Below are 11407 nucleotides of genomic sequence, written 5' to 3' on the forward strand. Positions count from 1 at the left end.
CTCCTTACCTCAAATTCATTGGTATTAATGAAGACAAGAAAAGTAGGAGTAGGAGACCCGGAGCTGGCTGTAGTAGGCTCCATACACGGGGATGAACCCTGTGGAAAGAAAGCGATAGAAAAATTCCTGGACAGCGAGTACGAGGTCCAGAAACCGATCAAGTTCCTCATCGCAAACGAAAAAGCGCTTGAACAGAACAAGAGATTTCTTGAAGCGGACCTAAACCGCAGCTTCCCAGGGGATCCGGAAAGTGAAAAACATGAGGAAAGACTTGCAGCAAAGATAGTAGATGAGCTGGAAGGCTTGAAGATCTTAGATATTCACTCCACTCGCTCCCAGCCAACTCCGTATGCGGCTTTCGGAGGGATGGATGACCGGACGCTTGATGTAGTCTCCTCGGCAGGAATGAAGAAAGCATGTTATTTTCCGGAAGGATCAGGATCTCTCAACAGTGTTATATCTGGATCGGTCGTGGAAGTCGGACCGCAGGGAACGGAAACTGCTGAAAAACAGGCTTACGAAGTCTTGATCAACTTTCTGGCGGCTGAAGGCATAATCGATGCTGACTACGAGAAGACGGATCCTCTGATCGTTGAAAAGTACGAGACCGTAAGCGGCGGCGACTGGGAGTTTAAGGCAACGAACTTCGAGAAAGTTGAGCCTGGAGAGGTTTTCGCAGAACACGGTACGACCCAGCTGACCTCGACGGAAGGTTTCTACCCTGTCTTGATGTCAACCAACGGCTACGAGCTGATACTTGGTCACAAGGCCCGGAAACTCGGTAAAGCCTCGGAGCTACAGGATTGACCGGAGCTTATTCAAGAATAAGTGAGGAACTGGTTTCCATGACTGACAAAGAAGAGTATGAAGTAACTCCGTGGGATGTAGAGGGAAACGTTAACTACAACGAGCTGATCGAGAAATTCGGAACGGAAAGAATCGACGATGAGATCAGAGAAAAAATAATTGAGGCAGCGGGAGAAGATCACCTCTACCTCCGCAGAGACTTCATATACTCCCACAGAGACATGGATAAGATACTGGAAGATTATGAGGAAGGAGAGGACTTTTTCCTATACACCGGTATCGGACCCAGCGGAAAGATGCATATCGGCCACGTAATATCCTTTTACTTCACCAAGTGGCTGCAGAAAGCCTTCGATGTCAACGTCTACATCCAGGTAACCGACGATGAGAAACACTGGGACAGGGACATGAGCTTCGAAGAGATCGATAAAAACGCAAAACAAAACATCAGAGAGATCGCAGCGGTCGGCTTCGATCCGGACAAGACCTTCATCTTCCGGAACCGCGAATACATGGGTAACATGTACGATGGAGTTGTCAAGGTCGCAGGCAAGATCAACAACTCGACGGCAAGCGCCGTATTCGGCTTTGAAGGATCTACAAACATAGGAATGAACTTCTGGCCGGCCATCCAGTGTATGCCGACCTTTTTCGAGAACAAGAGATGTTTGATACCGGCAGCTATCGATCAGGATCCGTACTGGAGAATACAGAGAGATATCGCAGAGAAACTAGGTTACTACAAGACCGCTGCGATCCACTCAAAGTTCATACCGGCCCTTACAGGTCCTGACGGGAAGATGAGTTCATCGAAGCCTAAAACAGCTATCATGCTCGATGACTCGCCGGAAGAGATCGAGAAAAAGGTAAAGCAGAATGCTTTCTCAGGCGGCGGAACCACGCTTGAAGAACACAGAGAAAAGGGTGCGGACTTATCGGTAGATGTATCCTATCAGTGGCTTCACAACCTGCTGTTAGAAGATGATGAACAGTTGGAGAAGATCGCAAGAGAGTACTCTTCCGGGGAGATGCTGACAGGCGAGATAAAGGAGATTCTGATCGAAGAGCTACAGGAGTTCATCGGCGCACACCAGGAACGGAAGGAAAATGCCGATGAGCTGGTTCAGCAGATGATGTACGATGGGGATCTAGCCCAAGAAATGTGGGATAAAAAGATCGATCTAGAGCCTGGAAAATAGCTCAAAAACGGTTTAAACCACCGACGGCTGAAATATCTTTATGCTACCGGAGTTGATCCTGAGAGAGGAAAAACAAAAGAATTATCCTCTACTGTTTTCTCTTGGATTAGTGTCAGCTCTGGTAGGTATAAAACTAGCCCAGGTTCTTTTCCCCGGTAAATCGGCGTTCGCAGCGGTAATGTTTGCCGCAATCCCGATGGTCTTCCCTCTTGTAGATGTCTTCCTCAAAGACGAACGGGAAAAAGAGGCTCACAGCCCGGAGATAATGATTTACAGCGCTTTGTTCGCAGGACAGGTAATAGGTTTCTATGCTGCGTCCTTGATCGATCCATCGCTGTTCGGGATGCAGGTATCGGTCTTCGAGCTTAGACTGGTTGAGTTTGGAGTCACAGGGTATGCTACGGGCGGCCCGAGCTTTGTATCTATACTTGTAAATAATATGACTGTTTTCAGCTTCATATTTGCGGTTTCAGCGCTTATAGGATCGGCAGGAGCATTCATACTTTCCTGGAATGCGTCAGTACTCGGGGTTTTCCTGGGTGTTTTAACCAGCGAGCTTTCGGATTTAGAGGTTTTAACCGGTGATGGAATGGTGCCGACTCCGCTGGCTTACGTTCCGCATGCTGCCTTCGAGATGGGCGGTTTCATCGTAGCAGGTATACTTGGGACTATGATGTCCGCAGCAGTCTACAGAAGACATTTTGACCGTGATACATGGGAGGATCTGACAAAACTGTTTTTCACAGGGATTGCCATGGTTGTAACCGGGGCAGCACTCGAAATGGGGGACGTAACGGTTTTCTTCGCAGGCTTTGTCTCGGTTATAGGTCTATCGTTCTGGATGCGTTGAAAGTAATAAATCTGTGCTGATGAACCAATGGATGTGAAACTATCCGCTCAAGCAAAACAGGTAATTGAAGAGCTGAAGTCGGGTCCAATAACAGTATCAGAGCTGGAGGAGCTGGGCTTCGATCAGTCAATGGTTAACAGAGCCATCCTCGAACTTGAAGAAAAAGAATTGATCGAACTCGAGGAAGAAGAGGAGATAGTACAGAAAATAACCGAGTCAGGGAAAAACGTAGCGGAAAACGGCTCACCTGAGTACAGACTGGTTGAAAAACTCAGGGAAAACCAGCCGGTAGCTATAGCCGATATCGAGAACCCGGACCTCGCAATAGGCAAAGGAAAACAGAAAAACTGGATCGACATACGGGAAGGCGAAGTATACCTGACTGAAGACGGAGAAAACGCAGAGGACGGTGCGAGCAGAAAGCTTAACTCCGAGAACTTCGATGAAGAACTGGAGGACAGAGGATTGATCGAAACCAATATTCTGGTTGAGAAAAAGCTGATTCCAACCGAAAAACTCGAGGAACTCGATCTTGATGATATAGAACAGGAATTCGACGTCGAGGCAGATGTAAAAACTCCGCGGACAGGTAAAAGACATTTTTACAAACACATAATGGACCAGGCACGTCAGACCTGGCTCGAGATGGGTTTCAAGGAGATGACAGGAGAGTTCGTAGTACCTAGCTTCCTGTGTTTCGATGCTCTCTACACTCCGCAGGATCACCCGGCCCGTGAGATGCAGGATACTTTCTTCATGGAAACACCGGAGAGTTCGGATCTATCCGGTTACGGAGCCAGCGTCGAGAACGTGAAAAATACGCACGAAAACGGCTGGACAACAGGAAGCACCGGCTGGGGATACGACTGGTCGATGGAAGAAGCAGAAAAAAACGTACTAAGAACGCATACAACCGCGGTTTCGGCGAGAAAACTGAACGAGCTGGAAAAAGAGGACCTACCGGCAAAGTACTTCGATCTTTCAAGAGTCTTCAGGAACGAAACAGTTGACAGGCACCATTTAGCCGAGTTCTACCAGACCGATGGTATCGTGGTAGGCGAGGATCTGAACTTCCGGAATCTGAAAGCCTACATCTCCGAGTTCTTTGAACGTATGGGCTTCGAGGAGTTCCGGTTGATTCCTTCCTACTATCCGTACACTGAAATGGGGGTAGAGGTACAGGTATTCGACGAGGCCGAGGAAGAATGGATAGGTCTTGGGGGCGCAGGAATGTTCCGACCGGAGGTAGTCAAGCCAATGTTAGGCTTCGAGGCAACGGTTCTGGCCTGGGGGCTTGGAATCGGAAGAATCGCGATGCGTTCAGCGGAGCTGGAAGATATCAGAGAGCTTTACAGGAACGACATCAAGCTACTGGAGCAAACACCGAAATGGAGGCCGGAAAATAAATGATGAAAACAGGTTTTCTTGACAACCACTTGGAGGCAAGAGGAAGATGAGTCACATAGAGATAGATAAAAGAGAGTTTGAACAGTTAATCGGACGATCAGTGTCCGAGAACGAATTAAAGGAAAAAGCATCGAACCTGGGCGCACACTGGAACCATTTAGAAGGCCCTAAATGGGACGTGGAAGTATATCCAAACCGGCCCGATCTCTTGAGCGTGGAAGGTCTCGCAAGAGCTTACAGAGGCTTTTTCGAAGTATACACAGGGAAAGAGGAGTACGAAGCGAAAGAACACGAGATCAGTCTAGAAGTCGATAGCTCGGTTGAAGATGTCCGACCGTACATTGGTGGAGCGGTCATCAGAGATCTCGAGTTAACAGAGAAAAAGATCAACGGACTGATCCAGCTACAGGAAAAACTACACGAAACAATGGGCAGAAGACGTGATAAGATCGCGATCGGTCTCCACGATCTATCGGAGCTTCAAGCGCCTTTCACTTACAAAACAGTAGAGCCTGAATCCGTCGATTTCACTCCACTGGAACACGATAAGCCGCTACATCTGGAAGATATCCTTGAAGTACACGAGAAAGGCAAAGAGTACTCTTGGATCCTTGAAGACGCTGAAAAGTATCCGATAATCGTGGATGCGAATGAGAAAGTTCTTTCCTTCCCGCCTATAATCAACAACCAGCTTACAGAGGTTCAGCCAAGTACAACCGACGTCTTCGTTGATGTAACCGGGAAAGACAGGAAAGCTGTCAGGAAAGTGCTTAATATCCTAGTTACTGCTTTAAGTGAGAGAGGCGGAGACATTGAATCTGTTGAAGTCGACGGCGAGATTATGCCAGACCTGGGTTCTGAGTCCCGGGAGCTGGATGTCGAGTACTTCAAGAAGATCTCGGGTCTGGATCTTACGGGCGAGGAGATCGTACACCGACTTGAGATGATGAAGTACGGTGCCGAACTGAGTGAAGGTGTGATCGAAGTAGAGGTTCCATGTTACAGGAACGATGTGATGCATCAGTATGACCTGATAGAAGACGTTGTAATCGCGCACGGTTACAGGGAGATCGAACCGGAGATGCCGGAAATCGATCAGATAGGAGGCCAAGAAGCCATCGAAAAACTGACTGACACTGTAAGAGAGATCATTCAGGGTACTGGCGCTCTTGAAGCCCACAGTTTCGCGCTTTCAAGCGATGAGAAACTCTTCGAGAACATGAACATCGAGAAGGAAAAAGTCGCTCGGATGAACAACGCATTGACGAAAGATTATTCTGTTGTCCGCAACTGGATGCTGCCATCGATGATGCAGGTTCTTGAGAGCAACAGGCATCGTAGCTATCCTCAGAAAATATTCGAAGCATCGGATACAGCGGTCCTCGATGACTCAGATACAGGTGTATCGAACAGACGTAAACTAGCGTACGTCCACGCTGGAGAGGTGGCGGATTATACAGACGTTAAAGCAGTCTTACAGGTCCTGGAAAGAGAGCTAGGTCTAGAGCTTGAGGTAAAGTCAGCTGAGAAGGGCTGTTTCAGACAGGGTAGGGCAGGAGACATACTGGTCAAAGGTGAGAGGATAGGTATCATCGGCGAGTTACATGATCAGGTCGTGGAAAACTGGGGTCTGGAAAATGAAGTCGCAGGCTTCGAACTGGATCTGGAAAGAATGATGGAAAATATTTGAAGCATCTGGGCGATGGGTGATGAACCCTGCGGGACAAAAAAACGCCTTGGGAATGATGCCCTGGGAGTTTTTCTACTTTGAGTGCTGACGTCGCCCAGATATTCTTCGCTCTTTATCTGACCTCGCTTTCCTTCGGAATTATCAGCCAGGCGATAAGGTAAGGCAGTATTCCCACACCGGTTCCCAGAACTATCAGAACCGTTACGATTCTGACAAGCGATGGATCGAGATCGTAGTACTCTGCGATACCTCCGCATACTCCGCCGAGAATCTTATCGTGTTCCGATCGATAAAGCCGTTTCATTATCTATTATCTCCGTCTCCGTGTATTTTACCTCTTTCCTTCCGATCGAATAACTTATCGAGGTTGGTCTCTGCCACATCGTCTAGGTCGAAACCTAGCTCGTCGGCCAGTCTTGCCAGGTACCATAGAACGTCTCCAAGCTCCTTTTCCAGATCAAGGTCGTTGCCGTCTCTTATCGATTTTTTGACTCTTTCCGCTACCTCCCCGGCCTCACCGTTTAATCCAAGCGCAAGATAATGGATGGCTTCGTCTTCAGGGTATACTGCGGTTTCTTCCGTCTTACTCTGGTAATCGTTGAAATCCATGTAAACCGTTTTGATCTCAGACTTTAACTAGAAAATGGTTGGAGATAAATGAAAACGAGGTAAGGGGGGGGTTAAAGCCCCTGTGAGTTTTAACGTACTTCGTTTTCCTGAGCTGTCTGGTAATCGTATAGCTCGTCTTCGTCGAACCAGATCTCGATCTCGCGTTCTGCTTCTTCCGGCTCGGATGCGTGTACAAGGTTCTTGTAGTGGCGTCCGGCTGAATCCGCATGCTCCATGCTCATGTGTCCGAACTGTCCTCGGACTGTGGCAGGATGTGCTTCTGTTGCGTCTGTCTCTCCTACGATCTTACGAAGGTTCTTTGCTGCGTGAACTCCTTCAAGTACGATTGCGACAATCGGTCCCTGCTTCATGTACTCGGCAAGTCCATCGTAGAAAGGCTTGTCAACGTGTTCTTTGTAGTGTTTTTCAAGTAGCTGGTCTGTTGCCTGAACCATCTTCATTCCGCAGATCTTGAATCCTGCTTCCTCGAAACGGGCTGTGATCTTTCCTACAAGCCCTCTTTTCACTGCGTCTGGTTTCAGAGCGACAAATGTCCGTTCAACGTGTTCTGACATAGTATTAATACACCTTATATGAACGGTTTACTCAACGAAGATTTTTAACCCCGAGCCGCCTTTACCTGGTTGCGTTCAGAGTTCGGTAGTAGGTCTTCTCACATGGAAGCAGCTGGATGTTTTCGTTTTCAAGCCATTCGTCCGCGGTTCTGTTCTCGTAGCTTACCTCTGAAGTCCATTCCATGCCGTCCATCTCTTCCGTACAGGTGTTTGTGGCTCTCAGCATTAACTCGGATTCAACCTTCCGGTAGTAGTTAGGAGTTCCTTCCTCGATCTCCGTGTAGTTATCGTAGTTGTATGTAGTATGTGTCTGGCGCTGGATCCCAATACAGGCTCCAATGTCGACTCCGGCACATCGTGTCTCGACTTCTACCATTCCAACGTTTACAGGTTCATCTGGTGTAACCACGTTGTGCGCTGCTGCGAATGATCCGGCGGTTAGAACTGATAGAGCCACTAGAATTAAACTGGTCTTTAGACTTTCCGATGCTTCCATACAAAACAGAGTTGTAGTGGAGTTTCTTTAAACCCGGTGTCAGTGGACTTAAGAAGAACGCTTCCTGATGAATTACTAGATAGAATGCAGTTAGGCACCATAGAAGGAGAAGTAGATACCTCGGCATTCAAGTTTAGAGCGGTTGAAGACGTTGGAAAGTTCGACTTCGTATCCGTCAAATCCAACGAACGCTGGATACTTGCACAGGTAGAAGAAGTAACCAAAAAACCTGATGGGGAAACCCTCGCAGAAGCCAACATCATCGGCTACAGAGACAAAGGACTGACCAAAGCACCGCGCCAGGTCATCGAACCAGACTCTATAGTATACGAGGCCGACCAGGAACTGATCGCAGAAACACTTGGTTTAGAGGACGCAGGACTGGGAATCGGAAACCTAGAGACCAACCCTGACATCGATATCTTCGTGGATGAAAGCGATTTCTACAAGCACTTTGCGGTCCTAGCACAGACAGGAGCAGGTAAATCATACTTAACAGGTGTACTAACCGAGGAACTGCTTGAACAGGAGTTTCCGATACTTATACTTGATCCTCACGGCGAGTACTCTTCGCTTGAAATCCCGAACCCTGAACGAAGCGAAGGAGCAAAAGGATACGACGTCAGAGAGTTTTCCCCAAACACGGATGTAAACAGCGAGGCAATGCCTCTACGTTTCTCATCGGTTAACATGGAGAAAAAAGAGCTGCTCGAAGTCATACCGGATTCTCTAACCAACTCACAGATGGGCGTACTCTACAACGCCTTGAAACGGCTGAGAGAGAAAGGAGATGACTACACATTAAACGATATCATGGATGCGGTCTCACAGGAGGATTCGACCGCTAAATGGAATCTCTTGAACTCCATGGAACAGATTGAGGAAAGCGGGCTTTTCTCCGAGACTCCTACGAACCTCAAAGACTTGCTTGAACCGGGAAGAGCCACTATAATCAACTTGAAAGCTGTTGAGCCTGAGGCAACTGAGATGACGGCTTACTTGCTTGCGAAAAGACTTTTCGATCTCCGTAAGCGGGATAGGGTTCCGCCGTTTGTCATGCTGATGGAGGAGGCTCATAACTTCGCTCCTGAACAGGGATTCGGTAAGGCGCTTTCAAGCGAGATTTTACGTAAGATTGCCTCGGAGGGACGTAAGTTCGGGCTTGGAATCGGAGTTGTGTCTCAGCGACCGGCCCGGATCGATAAAAACGTCTTATCACAGTGTAACACGCAGTTCATACTACGTGTATCGAACCCTAACGACATTAAAGCAATCTCGAAGTCTTTCGAAGGAGTGACTTCGGAGGTCGAGTCAATGATTACATCTCTGCCGCCCGGAGTCTGTTTCGTTCTAGGAAACGAGTATCCGGTCATGACACAGGTACGTCAGAGGTACTCGAAGCACGGCGGTACAACTCAGACAGCTGAAGACTACGAGCAGAAAATCACTGTGGACTGTTACCTGCCTCAGGAAGATATCGATACGGTCAGACAGAAACGTGACGGAGATTACACGATTGCCTACTATCCTCTCTACCATCTTGAAACGGATGATGTTGAAATCCTGGTTGACGGGGTTGAAGGCGATGTTAAAGCTGAGAGAAAGAAGCCTTCGGGTCTGGAAAAACAGGTGTTGGAAAAGCTACGGAACGGCTTGGAAAAATCCGAGATCGTAAACGAGATCGATATGACCTTAACCAAGATGTCTTCCATCCAGGAAAGTCTGGTTGAGAAGGGCTTGGTTCATGAAGACCGATTTGAGCCGAAGGAATCGGTTCTAGACGTCGATCTGGTCGAACGTGATGCGACAGAACCGGAGCTTATAGACTACAAGATCGATGAGAAAACAGCGAGAAACCATCTTGAAGGCGCTAAGGTTAGAAAGCTTCGTTATCCTTACTATTCGAGCGGTGATTCAGTTTATGACCCTATACTGAACAAACAGCTCTGAACCGGGTCGGTTTTAAAGTGTTGCGTGGAATATTTTTGATGATCGTAGGGTTCATGGTCTAGTTGGTTATGACGTCGCCCTTACAGCCATTTTCAGGTATGTGAGAGATAGGTTTTCGACCTATCCGGAGGATCGCAGCCTGATCGTTGGCAGGCTAGGCGAAGATCCCCAGTTCGAATCTGGGTGAACCCATGTATTTGACAGCGATTGCCGGAGTCAATCAATCCGCGAATCTTGTTGTCACCAACAGGTACTTAAGACTTGATCAGGGTTGTCTATATACAAGACTTAAACGCCGTAGTTACAAAACCTTCCAATATATGACTGCTTACAAACAAGCCATCGTACTGAGAGAGGATATTGAAATGTCGACTGGGAAAATGATAGCACAGGCATGTCATGCGTCATTAAAGGCTTATAAGAGAACTGACAGCTCGATCAGCGAAGCATGGGAGTCAGCAGGCGCGAAAAAGATTGCTTTGAAGTCTGATGATCTTGAAAGCCTTGAAAGGAAGGCCAAACAGAACAATATTTCGGCCGCGGCCGTGAGAGACGCTGGAATGACCGAAGTGCCTCCGAACACTTTGACGGCCGTAGGAATTGGGCCTGCCGAGGAGGCAAAAATAGATACTGTTACAGGAGAACTGGAGTTGATTAACTGAATGATGGAACAAATGGACTGGGAGTATTACACTGGAAAACCGGGTATTGGCGGAGAGCTTAAAGAACAGGTCGATGACTTCGTCGTCCAAGAGCTTTCGAACCACGAGCTGGACGAAGACGGCGATCACCTGATAGTCCAGCTCCGCAAACAGAACATGACTACGATGGATGCGGTCAATACCCTTTCTAACATGCTACATATCTCGAAGGACAGGATCGGTTACGCAGGCAACAAGGACAAGAGAGCTATAACCGAACAGTACATCTCAATTCAGGGTGTATCGGAGGAAGACGTTCGGCAGATCTTCACCGACGAGTTCGAACTCGAGGTTGTCGGTAAAAACGGATACATAGGACTAGGGAACCTGGAGGCAAACAGGTTCGAAATAACTATAAGAGATCTTAACCTTCCGCAAGATGATATCAAGCGGAGAACGGAGAGCATTGTAGAGGATCTCGACGGTAAGTTCCCGAATTACTTTGGACGGCAGCGTTTCGGAAGCTCCCGTCCTATAACACATCAGGTCGGCCGGCTAATTCTGAAAGGAGAGTTTGAAGAAGCTGTCTGGACTTATATCGCAAAACCTTACGACCAAGAATACTCTTCAATCCGGAAGGTCAGAGAGGAGCTTTGGGACACAAGGCAGGTAGAAGACGCCGCCGAAAAGTTCCCAAAACAGTACCGGTACGAGAAAGCACTTCTTTACCACCTGACGAAGAACCCGGAGGATTACAAGGGTGCGATCAAGAGACTGCCTGAAGGACTTCAGCAGCTTTTCATTCATGCCTACCAGTCATGGGTTTTCAACCGCGCGCTTTCCAAACTTCTGGAAGACGACTGGTACGATGAAAAGTACGAAATCCCGCTGGTAGGGTACAAAACCGATCTGAAGGACAACAAGCCGGAAAACATAATCAAAGAAGTTCTCGAACAGGAAGGAGTATCTCAGGAGGACTTCCGGCTTCAAGAGATGCCGGAGCTTAGAAGCGAAGGTAGTTACCGAAGAGCTTTCGGAGACTTCAGGAAGTTCAGTGTCTTGGAAACCGATGAAGACGATCTGAACATGTCGAAGAACAAGGAACGCGTCAAGTTCGATCTTCCGAAAGGATCATACGCCACGGTAATGCTCCGTGAGATAATGAAGAACAACTGAACGGAGT

At 47.9% G+C, this 11407-nt stretch carries 12 protein-coding genes and 1 tRNA gene; 9 read left to right on the forward strand and 4 right to left on the reverse strand.

Annotated features, from left to right (window positions below):
* Nucleotides 1-27 precede the first annotated feature (27 nt).
* The 5 genes from SVXnc_RS01100 to pheT are packed head-to-tail and all read left to right on the forward strand — an operon-like array spanning nt 28 to nt 5953.
* A complete protein-coding gene (locus SVXnc_RS01100; protein WP_347722120.1) occupies nt 28-807 on the forward strand; it encodes a M14 family metallopeptidase in 780 nt (259 codons plus the stop codon).
* Between the two features lie 38 nt (nt 808-845).
* Nucleotides 846-2006, forward strand: coding sequence for a tryptophan--tRNA ligase (locus SVXnc_RS01105; RefSeq protein ID WP_347722121.1), 1161 nt, complete (start codon nt 846-848; stop codon nt 2004-2006).
* Nucleotides 2007-2046: 40 nt separating this feature from the next.
* Complete coding sequence (locus SVXnc_RS01110; protein WP_347722122.1) at nt 2047-2856, forward strand: stage II sporulation protein M; 810 nt, start codon at nt 2047-2049, stop codon at nt 2854-2856.
* Between the two features lie 33 nt (nt 2857-2889).
* Nucleotides 2890-4266, forward strand: coding sequence for a phenylalanine--tRNA ligase subunit alpha (pheS, locus tag SVXnc_RS01115; protein WP_347722123.1), 1377 nt, complete (start codon nt 2890-2892; stop codon nt 4264-4266).
* A gap of 43 nt (nt 4267-4309) precedes the next feature.
* Nucleotides 4310-5953, forward strand: a complete 1644-nt coding sequence (pheT, locus tag SVXnc_RS01120; protein ID WP_347722124.1) for a phenylalanine--tRNA ligase subunit beta — start codon at nt 4310-4312, stop codon at nt 5951-5953.
* 112 nt (nt 5954-6065) lie between these two features.
* On the opposite strand, the gene SVXnc_RS01125 is transcribed toward pheT, so the two are convergent.
* From SVXnc_RS01125 to SVXnc_RS01140, 4 genes are all read right to left on the reverse strand, one after another.
* The gene (locus tag SVXnc_RS01125; RefSeq protein ID WP_347722125.1) at nt 6066-6257 is read right to left on the reverse strand and encodes a PspC domain-containing protein; all 192 of its coding nucleotides are present in this window, start codon (nt 6255-6257) and stop codon (nt 6066-6068) included.
* A complete protein-coding gene (locus SVXnc_RS01130) occupies nt 6257-6562 on the reverse strand; it encodes a nucleoside triphosphate pyrophosphohydrolase family protein (RefSeq protein WP_347722126.1) in 306 nt (101 codons plus the stop codon). The genes SVXnc_RS01125 and SVXnc_RS01130 overlap by 1 nt, the downstream gene beginning before the upstream one ends.
* 89 nt (nt 6563-6651) lie before the next feature.
* A complete protein-coding gene (gene ndk / locus SVXnc_RS01135; protein WP_347722127.1) occupies nt 6652-7137 on the reverse strand; it encodes a nucleoside-diphosphate kinase in 486 nt (161 codons plus the stop codon).
* Between the two features lie 61 nt (nt 7138-7198).
* Nucleotides 7199-7633: a hypothetical protein gene (locus tag SVXnc_RS01140; protein ID WP_347722128.1), complete on the reverse strand. Its 435-nt coding sequence runs from the start codon at nt 7631-7633 to the stop codon at nt 7199-7201.
* Nucleotides 7634-7675: 42 nt separating this feature from the next.
* Between SVXnc_RS01140 and SVXnc_RS01145 the strand changes: the two genes are divergently transcribed.
* The 4 genes from SVXnc_RS01145 (at nt 7676) to truD (ending at nt 11400) form a co-directional block, all read left to right on the forward strand.
* The gene (locus SVXnc_RS01145; protein ID WP_347722129.1) at nt 7676-9583 is read left to right on the forward strand and encodes an ATP-binding protein; all 1908 of its coding nucleotides are present in this window, start codon (nt 7676-7678) and stop codon (nt 9581-9583) included.
* Nucleotides 9584-9630: 47 nt separating this feature from the next.
* Nucleotides 9631-9775: transfer RNA gene (locus SVXnc_RS01150), tRNA-Val, on the forward strand.
* Between the two features lie 128 nt (nt 9776-9903).
* On the forward strand, nt 9904-10245 hold the full coding sequence (pth2, locus tag SVXnc_RS01155) for a peptidyl-tRNA hydrolase Pth2 (protein ID WP_347722130.1): 342 nt from the start codon (nt 9904-9906) through the stop codon (nt 10243-10245).
* On the forward strand, nt 10246-11400 hold the full coding sequence (gene truD / locus SVXnc_RS01160) for a tRNA pseudouridine(13) synthase TruD (protein WP_347722131.1): 1155 nt from the start codon (nt 10246-10248) through the stop codon (nt 11398-11400).
* The last annotated feature ends 7 nt before the right edge of the window (nt 11401-11407 follow it).

The organism is Candidatus Nanohalococcus occultus (assembly GCF_029207735.1).
Lineage (GTDB): Archaea > Nanohalarchaeota > Nanosalinia > Nanosalinales > Nanosalinaceae > Nanohalococcus > Nanohalococcus occultus.